21 protein-coding genes are annotated in these 22,053 nt (G+C 42.6%); 11 read left to right on the top strand and 10 right to left on the bottom strand.

Translation table 11 applies throughout. The annotated features are described in order from the left end of the window. Positions 1 to 72 precede the first annotated feature (72 nt). The 3 genes from serB to FTT74_RS06765 all read left to right on the top strand — a co-directional run bounded on the left by serB (position 73) and on the right by FTT74_RS06765 (position 2,719). A complete protein-coding gene (serB, locus tag FTT74_RS06755) occupies positions 73 to 1,293 on the top strand; it encodes a phosphoserine phosphatase SerB (RefSeq protein WP_004974136.1) in 1,221 nt (406 codons plus the stop codon). Between the two features lie 401 nt (positions 1,294 to 1,694). Continuing rightward, entirely contained in the window at positions 1,695 to 2,030 is a 336-nt protein-coding gene (aciT, locus tag FTT74_RS06760) for a ciprofloxacin tolerance protein AciT (protein ID WP_004974137.1), read from the top strand. Between the two features lie 209 nt (positions 2,031 to 2,239). Further along, the gene (locus FTT74_RS06765) at positions 2,240 to 2,719 is read left to right on the top strand and encodes a hypothetical protein (RefSeq protein WP_004974140.1); all 480 of its coding nucleotides are present in this window, start codon (positions 2,240 to 2,242) and stop codon (positions 2,717 to 2,719) included. Positions 2,720 to 2,781: 62 nt separating this feature from the next. Here FTT74_RS06765 and dtd read toward each other — a convergent pair whose 3' ends face one another. Beyond that, positions 2,782 to 3,222 (bottom strand): D-aminoacyl-tRNA deacylase, encoded by a 441-nt coding sequence (gene dtd / locus FTT74_RS06770; protein ID WP_136144035.1) that lies wholly within the window; start codon positions 3,220 to 3,222, stop codon positions 2,782 to 2,784. A 234-nt stretch (positions 3,223 to 3,456) separates the two neighbouring features. Here dtd and pncB point away from each other — a divergent pair, with 234 nt between their 5' ends. From pncB to FTT74_RS06790, 4 genes are all read left to right on the top strand, one after another. Next, positions 3,457 to 4,662: a nicotinate phosphoribosyltransferase gene (pncB, locus tag FTT74_RS06775; RefSeq protein ID WP_131261228.1), complete on the top strand. Its 1,206-nt coding sequence runs from the start codon at positions 3,457 to 3,459 to the stop codon at positions 4,660 to 4,662. Between the two features lie 163 nt (positions 4,663 to 4,825). Further along, the gene (locus FTT74_RS06780) at positions 4,826 to 5,668 is read left to right on the top strand and encodes a sulfurtransferase (RefSeq protein WP_167846417.1); all 843 of its coding nucleotides are present in this window, start codon (positions 4,826 to 4,828) and stop codon (positions 5,666 to 5,668) included. Further along, positions 5,665 to 6,516: an archaetidylserine decarboxylase gene (gene asd / locus FTT74_RS06785; RefSeq protein WP_104852745.1), complete on the top strand. Its 852-nt coding sequence runs from the start codon at positions 5,665 to 5,667 to the stop codon at positions 6,514 to 6,516. Before FTT74_RS06780 ends, asd begins: the two co-directional genes overlap by 4 nt. A gap of 89 nt (positions 6,517 to 6,605) precedes the next feature. Then, positions 6,606 to 7,532 (top strand): LemA family protein, encoded by a 927-nt coding sequence (locus FTT74_RS06790; RefSeq protein ID WP_158660398.1) that lies wholly within the window; start codon positions 6,606 to 6,608, stop codon positions 7,530 to 7,532. 46 nt (positions 7,533 to 7,578) lie between these two features. Here the strand turns inward: FTT74_RS06790 and phoR are convergent, their stop codons facing one another. From phoR to FTT74_RS06805, 3 genes are all read right to left on the bottom strand, one after another. Then, positions 7,579 to 8,937 (bottom strand): phosphate regulon sensor histidine kinase PhoR, encoded by a 1,359-nt coding sequence (gene phoR / locus FTT74_RS06795; RefSeq protein ID WP_179988767.1) that lies wholly within the window; start codon positions 8,935 to 8,937, stop codon positions 7,579 to 7,581. Positions 8,938 to 8,946: 9 nt separating this feature from the next. Next, positions 8,947 to 9,657, bottom strand: a complete 711-nt coding sequence (phoB, locus tag FTT74_RS06800) for a phosphate regulon transcriptional regulator PhoB (protein ID WP_004974162.1) — start codon at positions 9,655 to 9,657, stop codon at positions 8,947 to 8,949. A gap of 486 nt (positions 9,658 to 10,143) precedes the next feature. After that, positions 10,144 to 10,863 carry a TetR/AcrR family transcriptional regulator gene (locus FTT74_RS06805; protein ID WP_179988766.1) on the bottom strand — a complete coding sequence of 240 codons (720 nt, stop codon included), beginning with the start codon at positions 10,861 to 10,863 and terminating at the stop codon, positions 10,144 to 10,146. 211 nt (positions 10,864 to 11,074) lie between these two features. On the opposite strand from FTT74_RS06805, the gene FTT74_RS06810 reads away from it, so the two are divergent. Beyond that, the gene (locus FTT74_RS06810; protein WP_096901500.1) at positions 11,075 to 11,914 is read left to right on the top strand and encodes an SDR family oxidoreductase; all 840 of its coding nucleotides are present in this window, start codon (positions 11,075 to 11,077) and stop codon (positions 11,912 to 11,914) included. Positions 11,915 to 11,940: 26 nt separating this feature from the next. On the opposite strand, the gene FTT74_RS06815 is transcribed toward FTT74_RS06810, so the two are convergent. The 5 genes from FTT74_RS06815 to FTT74_RS06835 form a co-directional block, all read right to left on the bottom strand. Then, positions 11,941 to 13,308: an MATE family efflux transporter gene (locus FTT74_RS06815; protein WP_096901501.1), complete on the bottom strand. Its 1,368-nt coding sequence runs from the start codon at positions 13,306 to 13,308 to the stop codon at positions 11,941 to 11,943. Between the two features lie 114 nt (positions 13,309 to 13,422). Then, positions 13,423 to 14,577, bottom strand: a complete 1,155-nt coding sequence (locus tag FTT74_RS06820) for a methionine aminotransferase (protein WP_179988765.1) — start codon at positions 14,575 to 14,577, stop codon at positions 13,423 to 13,425. A 158-nt stretch (positions 14,578 to 14,735) separates the two neighbouring features. Further along, the gene (locus FTT74_RS06825; RefSeq protein WP_179988764.1) at positions 14,736 to 16,064 is read right to left on the bottom strand and encodes a DUF445 domain-containing protein; all 1,329 of its coding nucleotides are present in this window, start codon (positions 16,062 to 16,064) and stop codon (positions 14,736 to 14,738) included. A gap of 18 nt (positions 16,065 to 16,082) precedes the next feature. Then, on the bottom strand, positions 16,083 to 16,658 hold the full coding sequence (locus FTT74_RS06830; protein ID WP_104852739.1) for a hypothetical protein: 576 nt from the start codon (positions 16,656 to 16,658) through the stop codon (positions 16,083 to 16,085). Positions 16,659 to 16,703: 45 nt separating this feature from the next. Next, positions 16,704 to 17,243, bottom strand: coding sequence for a DUF924 family protein (locus tag FTT74_RS06835; RefSeq protein WP_179988763.1), 540 nt, complete (start codon positions 17,241 to 17,243; stop codon positions 16,704 to 16,706). Between the two features lie 318 nt (positions 17,244 to 17,561). Between FTT74_RS06835 and gshA the strand changes: the two genes are divergently transcribed. Both gshA and FTT74_RS06845 read left to right on the top strand, forming a co-directional pair. Then, the gene (gene gshA, locus FTT74_RS06840; protein WP_179988762.1) at positions 17,562 to 19,139 is read left to right on the top strand and encodes a glutamate--cysteine ligase; all 1,578 of its coding nucleotides are present in this window, start codon (positions 17,562 to 17,564) and stop codon (positions 19,137 to 19,139) included. Between the two features lie 18 nt (positions 19,140 to 19,157). Next, complete coding sequence (locus FTT74_RS06845; protein ID WP_179988761.1) at positions 19,158 to 19,691, top strand: disulfide bond formation protein B; 534 nt, start codon at positions 19,158 to 19,160, stop codon at positions 19,689 to 19,691. 137 nt (positions 19,692 to 19,828) lie between these two features. Here FTT74_RS06845 and FTT74_RS06850 read toward each other — a convergent pair whose 3' ends face one another. Beyond that, on the bottom strand, positions 19,829 to 21,160 hold the full coding sequence (locus FTT74_RS06850; RefSeq protein ID WP_178318907.1) for an alpha/beta fold hydrolase: 1,332 nt from the start codon (positions 21,158 to 21,160) through the stop codon (positions 19,829 to 19,831). Positions 21,161 to 21,468: 308 nt separating this feature from the next. On the opposite strand from FTT74_RS06850, the gene FTT74_RS06855 reads away from it, so the two are divergent. Beyond that, positions 21,469 to 22,053 carry a YqiA/YcfP family alpha/beta fold hydrolase gene (locus FTT74_RS06855; protein ID WP_179988760.1) on the top strand — a complete coding sequence of 195 codons (585 nt, stop codon included), beginning with the start codon at positions 21,469 to 21,471 and terminating at the stop codon, positions 22,051 to 22,053.

Consider the following 22,053-nt stretch of genomic DNA (forward strand, 5'->3'; position numbering starts at 1 on the left):
ACTTCCAAGGCATTTATATTCAATTTAGATTATGATTCTCACAATAGTTGTAGCTCAGACCCGAGTCAATTCATGCGAGAAATCATTCTTATATCATTTTTAGGACCTGACCAACCTAATCAGTTTACTCGATTAATGCAGGTATTGTCCGCTCATTCCTTACAAATCTTAGATGTTGGCCAAGCTGTTATTCATAATCAACTGACTTTAGGTATTGTTGTTGCATCAGAAGACCAGACTGCAACTGCTTTAGCCATGAAGGAGATTCTGATTTTAGCACATGATATTGGCTTAACTGTGCGTTTTAAACCAATCTCTGCAACTGAATATGAGCAATGGGTCAAAGAAGGCGGTCGTACCCGTTATATCGTGACTGCACTGGCACCAGAGCTGAATGCCTCACATTTACAGGCGGTCACGCATATTGTATCTAGCCAAGGTTTTAACATTGAAACTGTAACCCGTTTGTCGGGTCGCCCACAGCTTAATGTAGCCGAAGATGAACCTAAACGTGCTTGCATTCAGTTTGGATTAAGTGGACAAATGCTAGATGCAGTTGCCATGCGTGCTGCGTGTTTAAGCCTGTCGAATGAACTGAGTGTGGATGTCGCGGTACAAGAAGACAATGCCTACCGTCGTAACCGCCGTTTGGTGTGTTTTGACATGGACTCAACGCTCATTGAACAAGAAGTGATTGATGAGTTGGCGATTGAGGCAGGTGTGGGCGATCAGGTGGCGGACATTACCGAACGTGCCATGCAGGGTGAACTGGATTTTCAGCAAAGTTTCCGCGCGCGCGTAGCATTGCTCAAAGGTTTAGATGCTGCTGTGTTGCCTAAAATTGCCGAACGTCTGACCGTGACCGAAGGTGCTGAACGCCTGATTTCAACCCTGAAATCTTTGGGTTATCGCACCGCTATTTTGTCGGGCGGTTTCCAATATTTCGCAGAATATCTGCAGGAAAAATTGGGGATTGATGAAGTGCATGCCAACATTCTAGATGTGGAAAATGGCATGGTTACAGGCGAAGTAAAAGGTCACATTGTGGATGGTGCGCGTAAGGCATTATTGCTACGTGAACTGGCAGACAAAATGGGGATTTCTTTGGAACAAGCCATTGCGGTGGGTGATGGTGCGAACGACTTACCAATGCTTTCTATTGCAGGTTTAGGTGTGGCGTTCCGTGCTAAACCGTTGGTACGTCAAAACGCCAATCAAGCCATTTCAAGCGTGGGCTTAGATGGTGTGCTGTACTTATTGGGCGTGCATGACAAAGACTTGAACCGTGCCTAATATGACAATTCAATGAAAAAAACGCAGCAGTCATGCTGCGTTTTTTGTTTGTATAATCAGCAGATAACGATGAACGGTAAACAAAAACTGTCGATAAAAACCGCAACAGCATTGAATGAAAAAAATATTTTTTAAGGCAAAAAAATAAGGTGTTTTTTTGTAATGACACGCGAATAAAGAGCTAGCTTAGCTTCCCGAAAACTACAAAATTTAAAAAATGTAATGACAATATAATATTGCGACAAGGTGTGTCGCTTTATAAAAATACAAGTCTTTTTTTATCTAGAAAACGCAGCATAATGCAGACATAGAATTTAAATCGACATCCATTATTTATTTAAACGGTATTTGAAGTCGCAGACCAATTCAAAAAGAGGCTGCATCTTTAGACGGAGGTTTTTATGCTAACAGCGAATTTAGCGACCATTGTAGGCTTAAGCCTCGTCGCAGCTGCGTTGATTGCTGTTTTCTTTTCGCCTTATCGTCGCTGGTTAAACTTTATGTTGGCAGGTATGGTGTTTTGGGGTTTATTGGAAGTGGTGCGCTACAGTGTGCAAAGCGTATTTGAACTGCCAATTACCTACAGTTACTTGTCGGCAATTTTCTTGGCGATGACTTTGGTGACTTTATTATTATTACGAGAAGACCGTCGGGCAGAGCGTGCTTTGGCAAAACGTCGCTATATCGAACATACCCCAGTCTATGAAGACGATCAGCAGCAGTGCTCAAGCCGCTAAATCGTACAGACTAAATTCAAAAACTTTAAAAAGATGCAACTGGTTTGCATCTTTTTTGCTTTATCTGTACGGCAGTTTGCGCCATCCAAACAGCGACAAAATTTTAACACCCTCCTAAAGATTGTTATACAAAGCCTTGCAGCAAAAAGCGGGAGTTGTGATAGGATGAGTCTGTTCATTATCCAACAATTACAATAGGCTTCACTGTCATGAAACTTTCTGCAATTCCTGTGGTCAAACTTCCTTTGGTTGATGTCAGCACCGATCCACTTGACCTTCTCGTGGCAGGTTTGGCATTGCGTATGAAACAACTGGCACGTACCAGTCCAAAATTTATTGAGTTGGTGCATGAACGCCAGTTCCGTATTCAAATTGGCACAGACTTGGGTATGGCGCGTCAAATTATTGTCAACAATGGACATATTGACACTGTGGCAGGCGATGCAGAAAAAGCCGATTTTATTTTGCAGTTTGCAGACAGCGAGCAAGGCGTAAAAACCTTAATGAAAGGTGATCCAACTGCATTTATGACAGGCATGCAAAATGGCAGCATTAAAATGGAAGGTGATTTTGGCTTATTGGTGTGGTTTAACCAAGCAGCGAAATTGATTCCACCTAAACTACCAAAACCTGTAAAAGAAAAAATTAAAATGGCACGCCAGTTTATTAAACAAAAAACGGGTAAATAAGCTGCTCAGACCCAAACAAAAACCTCTGATCAATTTTTGACAGAGGTTTTTTTATATGTGATTTACTTGACTTCCAAACAAAAAGTCACAGGCCCGTCATTTACCAAATGCACTTTCATATCGGCAGAGAAAATACCTGTTTCCACCCTGTCAAACTGACTTTTGGCATAGTCCACCAATTGTTCATACAGCGCTTTGGCATCGTTTGGGGGCATCGCAGGGCCAAAATCAGGACGTAAACCTTTTTGAGTCTGTGCCATGAGGGTAAATTGTGAAACCAATAACACACTGCCATTGGCCTGACTGACATTCCAACCCATTTTGCCTTGTTCATCATCAAAAAAACGATATTTTAAAATTTTATCAATCAGCTTTTTGCCTTTCTCAAAATTATCGTCTTTGCCTAAGCCCAAAAATACCAAAATACCCTGTTGAATCTCGCCAGTGATTTCACCATCGACCACGACTTTGGCTTCAAGAACTCGTTGTAATAATGCGCGCATGGGGGACTAATTTTCTCAGTGTGGGGGATGGCTGCAGATTGTAGCAAACTTAGGCACTTTGGCGTGCATTAACATCAATCACGAAAGCATCACAACGGTAGCTGCCCGCAGAGAGGTAAAATATCTTGGGAAGGCTACACTTCAGCAAAGTTGTAACAAGATTGTCGATAAAAGCCCTTTTTTGCTGAATAAAGTATGCTTTAATGCAAGAAGTACCGCGAAATGATGATCCCTATGACCCCCATTATTCAATCTCTGCTCGATACTGATTTATATAAATTCACCATGTTACAGGTGGTGCTGCATAAATTTCCGCAAACGCACAGTGTGTATCAATTCCGCTGCCGTAATCTTGAAGATACCGCGTATCCACTGAGCGATATTTTAGCTGAGTTGAATGCGCAGCTTGATCATTTGTGTCAGTTGAAATTTAAAGAAGATGAATTGCAGTATTTGCGTAATTTACGCTTTATTAAAAGTGACTTTGTCGATTATTTAGAATTATTTCAGCTCAAGCGTCGTTTTATTCACGCCAGTATTGATGCGCAAGGTCGTTTGGATATTCGGGTAGAAGGCCCGATGGTACAGGCCATGATGTTCGAGATTTTTGTCCTGGCAATTGTCAATGAACTGTATTTTCAGCGCATCCGTAATGATGAGGTTTGGGCAGAAGGTGAGCGCCGTTTACAGCAAAAAATTGCCCTGATTCAAAGTTACCAACAGCAGCAACTGCCTGAAGATCCACCATTTTTGGTTTCAGATTTTGGTACGCGCCGCCGTTATAGTTTTGCATGGCAAAAGCACGTGATTGCGGCTTTTCATCAAGCTGTACCTGAAGTGTTTCGTGGTACTAGTAATGTACTGTTGGCTAAAGAATTAGGCATTACCCCAATTGGGACAATGGCACATGAGTTTTTACAGGCATTTCAGGCGCTAGATGTACGTTTACGTGACTTCCAAAAAGCCGCACTAGAAACTTGGGTGCAAGAATATCGGGGTGATTTAGGCATTGCCTTGACTGATGTGGTCGGGATGGATGCTTTCCTGCGTGACTTTGATTTGTATTTTGCCAAGTTATTTGATGGCTTGCGACATGACAGTGGCGACCCGTATGTGTGGGGCGATAAAGCTTATGCACATTATAAAAAGCTAAAAATTGACAGTAAAACTAAAATGCTGACCTTCAGTGATGGCTTAAATGTCGAAAAAGCATGGGCCTTGCATCAGTATTTTAAAGACCGTTTTCAGGTTAGTTTTGGGATTGGTACCAACTTAACCAATGATATGGGGCAAACTGCGCTAAATATTGTGTTGAAATTGGTGGAATGTAATGGTCAGTCGGTGGCGAAATTGTCCGATAGTCCGGGTAAAACCATGACCGATAATGACACCTTCTTGGCATATTTACGCCAAGTTTTTGAAATACAAACGCCTGTTTAAAACCTGAGCACATTGAAAAAACCGAAGAAAATCTTCGGTTTTTTTCTAGATTAAAGCATGTGATTGTTAAAATTCTGCGAAAGTTATGAAAAAAACAGCATGCTATCAAAAATGACCTATACTAAGTTAAAGTTGATTGCCAAACAGACTGAACCGCATAAAAATGAGCACTTCTCCATTCAATTTTGGACTGCTGATTGAAGCAGAAGATTTAGTTCCCTTTTTAGGGCATGAAAAATTGCGCATTGTCGATTTGAGCCGCAATTCGGTGTACGAGCAATTGCATCTTCCGCATGCTTTACAGGTCAAACCGAGCATGTTGCTACGTCAGGATGAAGATACATCGGGTTTATTGCCTGAACCCGAGGCTTTACAAGACTTGATTCAGTATTTGAGTATTTCCCCTGAGCATCATGTGGTCGCCTATGACGATGAAGGTGGCGCATGGGCAGGGCGTCTGATTTGGAATTTACACTGTTTAGGCTTTGAAAATACCAGTTTACTAAATGGTGGGATTCACGCATGGTTGGCAGCAGGTTTTCCAACTACTTCTGAGGTTGAACCGCTAACACCCGTCAGCATGCTTGTTCCTGTTGCCGAGCAAAATCAGTATAGAATTCAATATGATGAGCTATTAGAAAAGTGCCAAAACCAGTCGGTGCAACTTTGGGATTGCCGCACCATAGATGAATATACAGGGCTGCGTTTGGCTGCACGACGCGGTGGTCACATTCCTGGGGCATTGCATTTTGAATGGAGTACTGCCCTTAATCGTGAAAATCATTTAAAATTGCATCCCTTAGAACGCACACGACAGCGTCTGGAACAACTCGGATTCAATTTAAACGAACCTGTAGTGGTGTATTGTCAGTCACATCACCGTTCAGGTTTGGCCTACATTTTAGGGCGTTTATTGGGTTGGAAAATTCAGGCCTATGATGGTGCGTGGAGTGAATGGGGCAACCGCCCTGACAGTCCTGTTATTACTGGAGAGTTGCCGTCTTGAGCCTCACATCACGTTTAAAAAAACAAATTTTCATTCAGGCACAACGCGTTGTGCCACAACATCAATTATCACGTGTTGTGGGTAAACTTGCAGCCAGTGAGCATCCTGTGCTCAAAAATGCGGTGATCACTGCATTCAAGGCGCAATACGGCATTGATATGTCTTTGGCAGAACAAAGCAATGCCTTGAAATATAAATCTTTTAATGAATTTTTTACCCGTTCTTTAAAGCAGGGTGTGCGGGAAATTGACAGCAATCCGAACAGCATTGTATCGCCTGCAGATGGGGCGATTTCACAGTTGGGTAAAATTGAAGATGGGGCAATTTTTCAGGCCAAAGGTCAGCAATTTACTGTTGAAAACTTAATTGCCGACCCGCAATTGGCTGAACCATTTAAAAATGGTCAATTTGCAACCGTGTATTTATCTCCGCGCGATTATCACCGTGTACACATGCCTTTTGCAGGCACACTCACCGAAACTTTATATGTGCCAGGTGAGTTGTTTTCTGTCAATCAAACCACAGCCGAAAATATTCCGGGTTTATTTGCCCGCAATGAGCGCATGGTGTGTTTGTTTGATACCGAACTGGGGCGTATGGCAGTTGTTTTAGTGGGTGCCATGATTGTAGCGGGCATTGAAACCGTGGCGACAGGCAAGGTCAAACCATCGGGGCGTTTGGAACTGAATCAACACCAATTATTCCTTGAAAAAGGTGCAGAATTAGGACGTTTTTATTTGGGTTCAACCGCGATTGTTTTGTTTGAAGAAAATAAAATGCAGTGGGATGCCGAATTCAAAGCCAACTCTGTGGTGGAAATGGGGAAAAAGTTAGGCTTTTTACTTTAATTTTCAATTTATAACGTTACAATTATCCCTCAATATTAAATATCTGCCTATTTTGTAGGCAGATGCATTATAAAGTGAGGGTTTTATTTATGTGGTTATGGATTTTACTTGCCTTAATTGCAGCGATTATTTATTTGGTTCTTACTTCTTATAATTCGCTGCAGCGTAAGGCGCATGATATTAAAGAGTCTTTATCCAATATTTCTGTCTCAATTAGTAAAAAAGTTAATTTAATTAATCAGCTTATGGATGTTGTTCGAGGTTATCAAGAAAGTGAGCAATTGACACATTTAACAGTAGTTAAAGAAACAGGAATGAATGCTATCTATTCTAGTTATCAAGATAGTAATATGATGTTAACGAACTTACAGGGTATGGCTGAGAGATACCCTGATTTAAAGGCAGACCAACAATACCATCGCTTAATTACAAATATTGAGCAATGTGAGCATGAAATTTCTCAATGGCGCAATGAATATAATGCTCGCGTGAAAGCTTATAACTCACATCGTTCATCTATCCCTACGATTTTTGTTGCTAACGGGATGGGTTTTTCTGAAGCACCATATCTTGATTTAACAATAGAAAATGCAGAACAAACTATTTTAAAAGATTTTAAAATGGATGATGGAGAGCGTTTGAATGCTTTATTTAAATCAGCAAAAGATAATATTGTAGATGGTTCTAAAGCCTTAGCCTCAACCTCTAAAGTTGTATTGGATAAAGCAGCAGATACAAGCAAAAAAATTGCGTCTAGTGAACAAGTACAAGGAATTGTAGATAAAGCAAATGTTTATATGGGGAAGCCAAGTACAACTAAATTCTTCTATTTATTATCTGATTCGACACCAAAAGGTCCTGTAAAAATAGAAGAAATTATTATGTTGGCTGAAGATCCAAATTGGGTTGAACAAGTCCGTTTATCAGAAGTCGGGACAGAACAGTGGATGAGCTTTGAAGAATGGACTACGCTTCATACACAACCAACACTGCAATTACAACAACGTGATATTTAACTTAAATAGACTCTCCCTTCTATTATAAGAGGGGAGAGTTTTCCTATTAAATCTCGTAATACAAACGCTCTTTCGGGAACACAGCTTTGAATATAGAGCCTTGATTTTCTTTAGATTCGACTTCTAAGTGTGCATTATGCTGCATCAAAACGTGCTTCACAATTGCTAAACCTAAACCTGTGCCGCCTGTTTGTCGGCTACGCGCGCTGTCTACACGATAAAAGCGTTCAGTTAAGCGTGGTAAGTGTTTCGGATCAATCCCGATGCCAGTATCTTCTACAGTAAAATAGCCTTGATTGCCATTATCATGCCAGCCAATGGTAATCGTCCCGCCTTTTGGGGTGTATTTAATTGCATTGGTGATTAGGTTGCTAAAGGCGCTGGCCAATTCTACATCTGAACCAATCAGATCATAATGACTGTCAATATTTAAGTTGAGTGTATGTCCATAATCGACGTTATAGGCATGTGCATCGTCAAATAATTGATTCATTAAACTTGGCATTTCAATAATTTGATTTTTGGCGATGGTTTTTTCATTTTCCAGACGCGACAGCAGCAGCAGGTCATTTACCAAAGCGTTCATGCGTCGGGTTTGTGACTGCATTTGCTCAAAAGCACGTTTCCAACGCGGGTTAATATCTTCCTGATCGGTAAAGGTTTCGATATAACCACTCAGCACCGTTAGCGGAGTGCGTAATTCGTGTGAAATATTATCGACAAAGTCTTTACGCATTTGTTCTAGGTTATGCATACGCGTCATGTCGTAAGCAAATAACAAACGGCTATCGCCACCAAACTGAGTCATTTTGACTTGCACATATTGCCCTTCATGCACGCTAGATTTCATTTTTAAACCGTCAGGTGCTTGATCAATATGATTAAAATATTCAATAAAACTAGGTTGGCGCAAAATAGTGAGGATGTTGCGTCCACGGTCTAAAGGCTGAATACCCAATAGCTTTTCAGCAGCAGGGTTCCACCATTCAATTTGATGATTTTCATCAATCAGCATCACGGCTTCATCCAACGCCACCAATGAAGACTGGGCGCGATCAATCAACCCGACCATTTCGGCCTGAACGATACGTTCCTGACGTTGTGAGCGATAAACATTGAACAGTAATGCACCCCAAATACCATGCAGATTTGGCGGCACATCATAAGGACGATTGGAAATCCAATCATTAACTAAATAGAGGGAGCGCATTTGCTGAAGAAAAAACAGCAAAAAGGCGAGGCTAATACAAATCCAAAAATACCCAATCCCAAAACCAATCAAGCTTGCAATAATTAGGAAAAAGGCCAATAAACGAAAATCTTGTTTGGCAAAAGTCCATAAACTGCTGTAACGAACTTGTTTTAGGTCACGGGCGAGTTCAGGGACTGGGTAAGGTTCGTACATAAAATAATTTTAGCCTAAAGCAACATCCGCACGTGTCGAGAAGCGATAGCCTGTACCACGTACCGTTTGTACAAAACGGTCTACGCCATACGGTTCTAAAACTTTACGTAAACGACGAATATGCACATCAATAGTTCGGTCTTCAATATATACATTGCCGCCCCAGACTTGGTCAAGCAATTGCGCTCGGGTGTAAGCGCGCTCTGGGTGCGTCATAAAGAACGCCAATAGACGATATTCGGTTGGGCCCATTTCTAAAATATTGTCACCAAAACTGACACGCTGGCTGACTGGGTCCAAAATTAAACCGTTGGCATCAATAGTTTTTTCACCGCTTAAGGCATTGGCACGACGTAAGACCGCTTTAATACGTGACACCAGTTCACGGGTCGAGAACGGCTTAGTCATGTAGTCGTCCGCGCCAGCATCTAAACCTTGAACTTTGTGATCTTCTTCGCCACGTGCAGTGAGCATAATCACAGGAATTTCAGCAAGGTTGTCATCGCGTTTTAGGCGACGGCACAAGTCTACACCGCTGACACCGCCTGGCATCATCCAATCAAGCAAGATAAGCGCTGGACGTTGATCGACAATCATCTGATGAGCTTGTTTTGCATCTTCTGCTTGTAAGCACTGAAAGCCTGCCATATCTAAAGAGGTATGGATCATCTCCCGAATTGGAAGTTCGTCATCGACGATTAAAATGTAGTCATCTTTCACAACGCAATATCCTATAGATGTTAACGGTGGACCGTTTTATTTATGACAGGCTTATTACAAAGATTAATTATGACAGTATCATTGCAGAAAGGGTTGAATGGGCTATTTTTGCAATAATTTGTGACAAAATAGTGTCGATTTGATGAAAAAACTGAACAGGTTCAGTCAAAGTAAATAGGGTCTGCTGACACTTCGTCTATGTTTGCGACGTGAGAGATATATCTCGCAAGATTTTTTAGCTGATATAAGGCATGAGGCAGGAAATTTAGTTATTCTAAGTGACTGACTCATAACGCAATAGCGGCAAAAAAATATGCTCGTTCCGAAGGACTGTAGCTAAAACTTTCTCAGATTGCGTTATGAAACTTGGCAATAGACCCACTATTCCCTGCCTGATCTGCTCAGTTTTAGCCTACAGCGCAAGCCATTTATGAAATGTCAGCAGACCCCTCTGAATTTGAAAAATATTATGAATATTTTTCGATTTTATGACAATGTCGAAGAATCTTTCACAAAAGCTTGCTCTTTTTCCGAAAAGGTCTGTAATAACGATAAAAATACAATACGGCAAGAAGACAAGACATCTTCCATGGATTGTTTGAAATCGCTCATCACCCAGCGAATCGCAATTTGGGTGACATAACCATTTAAGCCTGTCGCTACCAGTGAAATTTCTCGGTTGGGGCGGTCTAAATGCGGCATCATCAGCATGACAAAGGCCTGAATCATGCGGTCAAAACGCGACATAGTTTCGTGAATGGTGGCTTGGTTATGTAGTTCTTGCACCAGCATGGCATCAATATAAATAATACGTGCCATTTGCGGGTTATTTTTTAGCGTGGTCAGTAAAGCAGTCAGTCCTGCATCAATCATTTTTTTCGGGTCGGTGGATGCTTGCATAATGGCTTGCATGACATTTTGCTGCAATTCATCAATCAGTTTTAAAAAAATAGTCTGAAATAGTTCTTCGCTTTTTTTAAAGGATTCGTAAAAGTAACGCTCGGTCAGTTTGGCTTCGGTACAAATATCTTTGACAGTCACGGCAAAAAAACCATGCGTACCATAGGCCTGAATACCCGCTTCAATCAGTTTTTCCCGACGTGCCTGTTTGCGTTCAGTTAAAGACAGACCTTTAAACTGACGTTCTTTTTGTTGTTTCTGGGGCTGTTGTTGTGTATCTGCGTGGATGGGCAGTTGTTCTGTCATCTTCACTTGAGCCAAATAAATTCGTTAATGGGTTTTATATTAGCAATAATTATCTGTTAAACCTATGTTTTCATATTTGTTTGCGATATTCGTTTTGACTTATATTGACAATAGTTATTGTCAAAATTATATTGAAAGCGATATAACTGCACAGCCCTACAGAAAAACAAGCAGGTCTGAACTGTGCAGGCAACATACTCAAGGAAACCACATGAAAAATTTTAAAAATAAAGTTGCCGCAATTACAGGCGCAGGCTCGGGTATTGGGCAGCAATTGGCTGTTCTATTGGCGAAGCAAGGCTGTCATTTATCGCTCAGTGATGTGAATGAACAAGGTTTGGCGCAAACAGTGGATTTGCTCAAAGACAGTAATGTGCGCGTGACCATTAAAAAGGTGGATGTTTCTAAATTAGAACAAATGCGCGAATGGGCAGCTGAAACTGTGCGAGACCACGGCTCGGTCAATATGATTTTTAATAATGCAGGCGTGGCGTTGGGTTCTACCGTAGAAGGTGCAAGTTACGAAGAGTTGGAGTGGATTGTTGGTATTAATTTCTGGGGTGTGGTCTATGGCACCAAAGAATTTTTGCCTTTAATCAAACAAACGGGAGATGGTCATATCATTAACATTTCCAGTTTATTTGGTTTAACTGCACAGCCAACGCAGTCGGCTTATAACGCAACCAAATTTGCGGTGCGCGGTTTTACCGAGTCTTTGCGTCAGGAATTGGATTTGGAAAATTGTGGTGTGAGTGCGTTGAGCGTGCATCCAGGCGGGATTCGTACCAATATTGCCAACAATGCTAAAATGAACGACAGCATGCGCACTTTGGGCATGAATCCTGAAAAATCGGCACGTGCTTTTAATAAATTATTGCGTTGCCCGCCTGAAGAAGCGGCGCGCCAAATTTTAGAAGCGGTACAAAAAGACAAGCGCCGTTTATTGATTGGTAATGATGCCAAAACTTTGGATTTAATCCAGCGTATTGTTCCAACGGGTTATCAGAAAGTTACCGCATGGGCGACTAAGTTGGGCAAGAAACGCGGTTAATCTAACTTACAAATATAACAGACCATTCAGACCAAAACCTGAATGGTTTTTTTCTTCCAGACAAATTGATAATACGCACCTTGACCGATGCACAGACTCACAAATGCCAAGGCATAGGCATACCAAATTCCTTGCAAACCCCACCACTGACTGAAGAAATAAGCACACGGTACTTCAATTAAAACAATCGCTAAAATATTGATGATCATTGGAACATTGACCGTGCCACTGGCGCGCATAATGGAGGCAAAAATTGCACTGGCACCAAAAAATAAAATGGCCCATAACACAATAAATAAGAGCTGCTGACCCAGTACCACCACCGCAGGATCGGTAATAAACAACGCCATCAGATATTTAGAAAATAAATAACCCAAGGTGACTAAAATACCTGTAATCAGCAAATTCATGCCTAAGGCTGTACGGGTCACTTTAGCCAGTAATTCGGCTTTGCCTGCACCAATGGCTTGTGCAGCAAAAATTGAAGCGGCAATTGCAATAGATAGCGCAGGAAATTGAATATAGTTCAACACCTGATTAACTGCGCCATAGGCGGCAGTGGCCTCAGCACCATGCCGATTGACCAAACCGACAATCACCAAACCTGCCATAGAGGTAGTGACCATTTGTAAGCCTGTGGGAATCCCTAAGCGTAAAATCACCTTGCTTAAATTGGGTTGATGCCGAATTTGACGTAGTAGATGCACATCCATTTTTAAGGGATGATTCTTTTTATTCAGGTAAATCACCAAAAAAATTAAAACAGCCAGATAGCCCAGAATGGTGGCAATTGCAGGGGCAATAATGCCCAAGCGAGGAAAGCCAAAATAACCTGCAATCAGGATGGGGGTAATCACCAATCCCATTAAACTAGTCAAACTCAGGGCAATGAGTGGCGTAAGGCTATCGCCCACTCCACGTAAAATAGAGGTATAAATAATATAAACAAACAGCAGTGGGCTGCCTGCCAACATCCATTGCACATACGGCAGGGATAGATGCATCACTTTAGGGTCTGTGCCTAATAATATTAAAATTTGTTCGGCAAAAATCACCCCCAAACAGGCAATGAAACTGCCGCCAATTAGGGTCATAAATAAAGTCGAACCGACAATACAACGCACTTTTTCGACATTTTGTGCGCCCCACGCTTGCCCGACCAACACGGTCGATCCTGCCGAAAGCCCAATCACAAAGGCCATCAGGCAAAAAATAATGGGAAAAAATACCGACACCGCAGCAATGGCTTCCACACCGAGCATTTGCCCGACAAAAATCGTGTTAATGGTGCCCGAAAGATTTTGCAAAATATTGGTGGCAATCAGTGGCAATAGAAACACCAAAAAGGTTTTCCAAAGCTGAGGGTGATCGACCAGTGCCTGAGGTCTTGCCATGCCAAATCCTGCGCTTCAATATGCGGTTGTTTGAAATTTCACCCTAGCATGATTTGGTCATAAAAAGCCTTAGCTTTTCAGTAACTCAGTGACATTTCAGTGGAGCTTCATCGCTTAAATTGCCGATAAAATTTCACCTGCACGCAACAGGGTTTCGGTTTTTTTAGCAAAGCAGAAACGGATTAAACGTAAATCATCGGGTGGGGTTTGATAAAATGCAGACACAGGAATACCGACAATGCCGTGCTGCTCGGCTAGAAAATGGCACATATCGACAGCATTTAAGCCGGGACGGATATTGCTGTAATCTAAATTTTGAAAATAAGTGCCTTGTGCAGGGCTGAATTGAAAGCGTGAATTGGCAATGCCTTGATTAAACAAATCACGTTTGTCCTGATAAAACTTTGCCAGTTCTGCAATATGTTCAGGGTGCTGCTGCATATAATTTGCCAAAGCCACTTGCACAGCGCTAACTCCGCAGAAATTAATAAATTGATAGGCTTGGCGAAAGAGCTGCATTAAGGCAGGTGCAGCCGCACAGTAGCCTGTTTTCCAGCCTGTGACATGAAAAGTTTTACCAAAGGAACCCACGACAAAACTGCGTTCCCTAAGCTCAGGAAAAGACAGTGCAGAGCGGTGTTGATGCGCATCAAAGACCAAATGTTCATAGACTTCATCGGACAGCACCACAATATTATGTTCCTGAGTAACATCAATTAAATGCTGCCAATCTTGCGCTGACCATACTGTGCCTGTGGGGTTATGTGGTGTGTTGATGATGATCATGCGGGTTTTGGCATGAATCGCATCTTTGACCATATTCCAGTCCACCTGAAAATGTGGAGCCTGCAGCGGAATATGAACGGCTTTTGCACCCAACAATTTTACACAGGGTGCATAACTGTCATAACTTGGATCAAAAATAATGACTTCATCGCCTGCCTGCAGCACGGTTTGCATGATGCTAAAAATAGCCAGTGTTGCCCCTGGGGTGATGGTAATTTCACTGATCGGGTCAAGCATTAGCTGATCACGCTGTAAAAATTGCTGTGCCAGTTGTTCGCGTAGTGGCAAGTAACCATCGCCCGAAGGATATTGATTGAAGCCTGCGTGTGTGGCTTGGCTTAAAGCATCCAGTAATGCTGCAGGTGGGGGAAAGTCGGGAAAACCCTGCGATAAATTTAAGGCATTCAGTTGTTGTGCCAAGTTAGACATGGTACTAAAAATACTCAGACCTTGAGCAGGCAGTTTCGCGTGAATATCGAGCATAGTGGGGTTCTGGTTGTGGCAGCAGCTTGTTTTACATCGTAGCGTTTTCAGGGGGGAATGCAAATGGGGTAAAGGGTGATGATGTGGCTTGAATAGATCGTTCGAGGCGTTATTTTTGATTGAACACCTCAAGATCGACTTATCAAAAAAATTTCATCTCAAATCAACTCCACCAATGCCCGAATAATCCCCAATCCCAGACCAATAAATGCACCTACGACCACACCATTGACTCGAATCATGTGTAAATCACCACCCACTTCGTTTTCAATTTTGCCAATCATTTCGCGTGAGTCCCATTCATGAATACGCTCACTAATAAAACGAATCACTTTTTCACTATATTGATCAGACAAGTTCACCGCAATCGTACTCATTTTTTCATTTAGTAATTGACGTACTGCGGTATTGGCAATAATATTTTCACCGACTTGCTGAATTGCAACACGCAGGTTTTGCGCAATTCCTGAATCAGGTTTTTGTAAATCTTCCTTAATCGCATTGCAGAGAATGACCACGGCACCACTGATAAAACTCAAGACTTGTGGGCTGTCTAACAGGGCATTTTTAGTGTCATTTAGATGTAGACTGGCACTGCTGTTGTTATCTGCCAGTTGTAACATCAGTTGTTGCCCAGCATCTTCAATTTTTTGTCGCCAAGGATGTTCAGGGTCTGCCAACATAGATTCGACCCGTTGCAGTAAAGAATCTATGGTGCGTTGCTGCACATCAATTCCAATCCAGCTCGCACCTTTGGCCAGTTTCCACACGCCAAGCTCTTTAAACAATTGACGGGTCAATTCACGGCTTTTTTCAGGATGTTTCAGCATCCAGTCATGGGCAAGGTCTAAACCGCGTTGCAGCACATCCTGATGAAAGTCATTTTCCAAAACCGCACGCAGCATTTCACTGGCCAAGTGGTTGACCTGAGTATTGCGAACCCATTGCACACTGTTGCTTTGAATAAAGCGCCCAATTTGTTCTTGCCCGACAAATTCAAAAATTTTCGGTACAGTTTGCTGAATGACTTGGGTCACTTGCGCATTATTTTGCGGATTCGCCAACCATTTACCCACGGCTAAGGATAAGTCAGTGCTATGCAGGCTTTTTTGTACCACTTGGGGCGATAAAAAGTTTTCCTGTACGAAACGCCCCATCGACTCGGCAATACGGTCTTTGTTGCGTGGAATAATTTCGGTGTGATCACGTAAGAATTTAGGAATTAGCATTTTGCCAAAAGGATTGCGAAACAGCACCGTAATCGCATACCAGTCTGCTAGCCCACCCACCACGCCTGCTTCGGCAGACAGCATTAGAATGTGAATCAACCACGTATATTCAGGCAGTAATTTTGCGGTCAGCATTAATGCCAGCCATGCCACCACGGCAATCACTAAAGCAATGGTGGCAAAGCGTTTACTGCGTTGCAGGCTCGGAGAGCTATGCTGCGAGCTGCTCGCTAAAGTGTGGTCAGACGCTGTATTCATGCAGGCATCCTTATCTCATTAGGGCGCGGCAGGGGCAGAGGTTGGTGGGGGTAATGGTTGTCCTGTGGGACTTAAACCATATTTTGCCCCCAGTGATTGTAAAATTAGGCTCGCATCAAAGGCATCTTCAGGTGCAGATTTTTGATCTTTAAAACACTGAATGGTGTAAGACACTTGAGTCGGATCGAGGGTCACCACTTGCGGCATATCATAGAATGGGTCAGGCCAGAATGGTGCGCGACGATGATAATATCCATACGGCGAATAGCTATACGGATAGTAACTTGGTGCAGGGTAAACCACGGCTTGTCTAGGTGGTTTCTGGCTACGGTTACTCGGATCATCTAAAACTTTAAAAAAGCGAAAACCGTGTTGCAGCGTGGTTTGTGCTGCTTTCACCAAAGTAATTTCTTCTGCAGTGCCAAAACTCATGTTATGACCCGCTAAAAAACTAATCCGATAGGTTTGCGCATTCAGTGGTGTGGTGCTGTATTGCCCCAACTGCTCAAAGCTGAGAGGTTTAGAGGATGTCGTGGCACAGCCTGTAAACAGCAAACTGCTGGCAAGGGCAAGACCGAGTAGGGAATATTTCATGTGAAAGCTCCTGTACACATCAACCAGCCAAGACAAGCTCGCCAGTTAGAAACTGCTATTGGGTTGGGTTAAAAACTCAAGTTCTTCTGTACTCGAAGGACGTCCCAACACCTGATTCCGATGTGGATAACGTCCAAAACGGTCAATAATCACTTTATGTTTCAGTTCATAGCCCAACACGGTGGGGTCATTCAAACTTTCAAACAACGTTAATGCGACTTCGTGAATACGTTTGGATTCACTGTGCATAAACGGCATATATAGAAAACGACGTTCGGTTGGGTTTAAGTCCTGATCCAATTTTAAGTGAATCATTTCTTGTGCCAACACCAAGGCCATTCCATCTTGGGCAAAGGCACGCGGGTCATTACGGTATAAATTACGTGATAATTGATCTAAAATAATGATTTCAGCCAAACGACCTGCAGGTGTTTCGCGCCATGTCCATAATTCTCCTTGTGCCGCTTGTTGCAGTACATCGGTAAATTTTTCTGCGAGCAGGGCATCAAATTCTGCGCTTTTGACAAACCAATTCGGTTCTGCAGCAGGAGAAAACCAAAAATCTAAAAAATCTTGATAATTCATACGCTTTATTATTTACCTCTGTTCTTTTGATTATAAAATCACAAATTTAGCATGTCTTATAGTGCAACTTTGTGATAAAAAATTGCCAAATTAAAATTTATTGACGTTGACCACTTTATAAAATGTCAGCATGCCCCAAAATCATCATTTTGTTAGAAAAAACAGCCCAAGCGCATGTGCTGATGCCAAATCAAGTTATACTTGAACGGTAGCAATTTCATCTCAGATCATCTGCATGATAGAGAAAATTGCCACCGACCCAAAATCAGCCTGTGGTTTATGTCGTATTTGTAGTGTATTGGATTAAGCGAGAGTGTAATGAGTCAACCCGAACCAAATGCGCAAGATGTTCTACCAACATGGGTAGACGCTGCGTTGCTTCAAGGGATGTTGCGCGGGATTGAACGCGAAAGTCTGCGTATGCAAAGCGATGGCTTCTTGTCGCAGCAAGCACATCCTCAAGCCTTGGGTTCGGCACTCACACATCCGCATATTACTACGGACTATTCCGAAGCGTTGATGGAGTTCATTACTCCACCGCAAAGCAGCATTCAACACGCGCTTGATTATTTGCGAGATATTCATAGCGTGGTGCATCAGCACTTAGGCGAAGGTGAAAAACTTTGGCCGCTGTCGATGCCATGTATGCTTGATGAAACCGATGACGGTATTCCACTGGCGCAATATGGCAGCTCCAATATTGGGCGCTTTAAAACTTTGTATCGCCGTGGTTTAGGTGTGCGCTATGGTCGCCGTATGCAGACCATTTCAGGGGTGCATTATAATTTATCCTTCCCTGAACATTTATTTGCCGCCTTGCAACAACATGAAAGTGATGAGCAGCTCAAAGCACTGAGTTTGCAAGATTATCGTAGTCATCGTTATTTAGGTTTAATTCGTAACTTTATTCGTTTAACACCATTGGTGATGTTTTTAGTCGGTGCAAGTCCATCGGTTTGTCAGTGTTCTATGACGGGGCGTGAACATCATTTGCTGCCGTTGTTAAGAGGCACGTTGTATTTACCGTATGCGACTGCATTGCGTATGGGTAACTTTGGCTATCAAAACTCGGCGCAGAAAAAACTTGGTATTCATTACAATGATTTAACGGGTTATTTGGATGGTTTGCAAAAAGCCGTAAAAACCCCGTACTTGCCATTTAGCCGCTTAGGTTTAGATGATGCCACGGGTGAGCCTATTCAAATTAATGACCATGTGCTGCAAATTGAAAATGAGTACTATAGTTTAGTGCGCCCAAAACAAGTGCCACAAGAGGGTGAAACCCCATCTCAAGCACTTGCCAATCGTGGTATTGGTTATGTCGAATTACGCGCGGTAGATGTTAATCCGTATAGCCCAATTGGGATAGATGAACATACCGCAGGCTTTTTGGAAGTCTTAGCATTGTATTGTTTGTTGCAAGACAGCCCAGCCTTGTTAGATGCGGAACAAAGCATCATCGAAAAAAATCAGGCCGAAGTGGTCAATCGTGGGCGTGCGCCAAATGCGCACATTCAAGAGAGCGATGTTAAAACCTCAATTGAAGCGTGGGGACAGCAGTATGTCACCGCCATGCAACCTTTGGCTGCTTTACTCGACCAAAGTTATGCGACGCAGCTGTATTCTCAAGCTTTAGAACGCATGATGGTGCGTTTGCATGAAGTCGATGAAACTCTGTCGGCACACATGATTGCCGATACTATTCGTCATGGTGGTACGTGGGGCTTTGGCAGTTATATGGCACAGCAACATGCACATGCGTATGAACAACATACGCTTCGTCCTGAAACACAAACATATTTTGATGAAATTGCAGTGCAATCTATTCAGCAACAACAACAACTTGAACAAGCACAAGGTCTGAGTTTTGCAGACTATGTCGCACAATATAGATAACAGTTCAGGGATTTAAACATGCAATTGAGTTATCGTCTGCTAAGTGGTGTTTTATTTTTAGCCAGTGTCATTGGGATGACATTTGCATTGTATTTGGAGCATGTGCAAGGTTTAGCGCCGTGTCCACTGTGCGTTTTTCAGCGGGTGGGCCTAATTGCATTGGGCTTGGTTTCACTGATTGCCTTTGTGCATAACCCTAAATCTAACGTGGTTAAGCGTATTTATACGCTGTTCGGCAGTATTGGAATTTTATGGTCGGTGGGTGTGGCAGCACGTCATGTTTGGCTGCAAAACTTACCGCCCGATCAAGTGCCAAGCTGCGGTCCAGGGCTAGATTATTTGGTAGATGCCTTACCCATGAAAGCCGTATTGCAACAAGTACTGTCGGGTTCAGGTGAATGTGCTGTGATTGACTGGACGTTCTTAGGGCAGTCTTTACCTGTGTGGTCATTGCTGTTCTTTAGCGTGTTGGCGATCATTAGTTTATGGCAATTGCTGCGTAACTATCCTTTTGTGGCATCGACTACATTTGGCAAAGTGAAGAAAAAATAAATTCCGGGAGCCTACCCACTGAATTGATAAAAATGCGTCATCCATAAAATTGCGATGGCGCATTTTTTTTGTGTATCTGTTGATAATCTATCTACCAATCATCGTGTTGTAGGGTATTTTGAACTGCTTGGACTGTGTTAGGTGAGCGCAATGCCTTCTAAACTTGACCAATCGCCAATAAATTCATGAATTTGCTGCTCTGGTACTTCTTCATGCGCAGGATAAAACCATTTCACCAATTGCTCTGCCACACTTGGATGATATTGTAACTGAAAGTGGTTCAGACCATAGAACACAGCTTTGTGCGATTCAGGCAGTTTTAATTGAAAACGTGGGTTAGGATGTTCCCCCAAAGCACTTTTTATACTGACTAAATAATCGCCAATGACTTTGCGGGTCAGGTTCTGCTTTTTCTCAAACTCAATGCTGCCTGCCACGAAATAAGCATTAATATGGGTCGGCAAAGGTGCGGGTTTGCGGTTGTCATCGACCTGTCCAATTCGTGCCTGATTATGTTCCCAGTCATCATCTCGCACACTGCCATAGCGCAAATCTAAAATGCCGTTGCTGCGAATATTGACCAGATGCCCGACAATTTTCACAATGGGAAAGCGACCTAATTTTTCCTGTAAATGGAAACCAAAACGCTCCAACACTGCTCCGTGATGTGGTGAGCCTAAACAGACCAGATTTTCGACCAAGTGAATCCAGTGCTGCAAATTTTGCTTGCCGTAAAACAGCGCACTGCGCGACACCAAGCCACCCATGCTGTGCCCAATTAAATCAATACTGGTAATTTTAGGATGACGCTGAATTAAATCATCTAAGGTATTGGCAAGACTGCGGCCATTGGCAGAAATGCGACGCCCTGTATTGTAATTCAGATATAACATGGTGTTATGGTCACGTTGTGCCAGTAATTTTTCACCAAAACCACCAAATTGGTGTGTAGTCCAATCGAGGTGATTGCGGCATAAACCGTGCACAAAAATTACCACACGTCCAGACAAATCGCCTTGTTGGACTTCGCCATAATGGTCATAGAGCACCATAGGTAAGGCGAGCGGATTTTGCTGTTCGAGTAGATAATCTCCCAGTACGCCATTCAGTACACCGACTAAAAAATGCAGGCTTGGCGTGAGTGCTTTGTCATGTAAGTTGGGAAATTGCGCAATGATTTGACGTAAACCTGGTGCAACAAAGTGATAGCCGTATTGTTGTAAGCTGTGGAAGGCAAACTTATACAACTTTTGAAAAGTTGCGGTTTTTTGAAACTTTTGCGAGCGTTGTTCGCTCATGCCAAATACGCTGAGCAAAACTTCACGCTGAATGGTTTGAATCACTTCGCTCATCACGGCATTCAGGCGCGTGCTGACCAACTGTGCCAAGCCTTCTAAGATATCGGCCTGACTTGGAGGTGTACGATCCCATCTACAATACGTTTCATGCAGCGGTGTTAAACTTGGCATACTGTGTTGCCCCTTGTGTTCCCATATACCGAACGCTTTATTTTTACTTGGGTTCGCGGTATAAACTCAAGGGTCTGCTGGCATTTCATGAATTTACAGAACTGCAAATTTTTAGATGAATTGTCACCAAACCCGATACTTTTATTTTATCGTGTTCATCTTGAACTACTTGTAAAATACCGATGACTGCCAAGATGTTCGCATCTTTTTGTCTAACAATTGCATTTTTCCATGAAAATTAAATTAAAAACGCAAAATAAGTGCTGTATCAGCCAAAAATTGAATGGTGTTACTAAGAAATGTCGCGCATGAATTTAATTTATTTACATGGTTTTCAAAGTAGTCCTTTGTCTATGAAAGGGCAGCTATTGTATGCCTATGTGCAGCAGCATCGCCCTGGTATTCAGATGCATTTGCCCGATTTAAATGCTCCACCTTTAGAGGTTTTGGCAAACGTATCGGCATTGATTCGACGTTTGCCCAATGTGGCATTGGTGGGCAGCAGTCTAGGCGGCTTTTATGCGACACAACTGGTCGCACAGCATCATGTGCCTGCTGTTGTGATTAACCCTGCTATGCGACCATGGCAATTGTTTCAGGACTTGTTTGGCGATGTGCTGCCCTATGTGGTACATCCGAACTGGAGCTTAACTGCAGCGCAATTGGATGACTTAGCAGACATTGCGTTGCCAGTTGCGCAAGATGCAGACAAAATATTGGTGTTATTGCAACAAGGCGATGAAGTTTTGGATTATCGTGAAGCGCAGCGTTATTATAGTGCTGCCTCACCTTCGGCCATGATCATGACTGAAGCGCACGGCAATCATGCCATGGATGATTTTGCAGACAAAATTCCGATGTTACTGCAATTTTTATCGGATTCCCTAGCTTAA

This window comes from Acinetobacter sp. YH01007 (assembly GCF_013420425.1).
In the GTDB taxonomy this organism is placed as follows: domain Bacteria; phylum Pseudomonadota; class Gammaproteobacteria; order Pseudomonadales; family Moraxellaceae; genus Acinetobacter; species Acinetobacter towneri.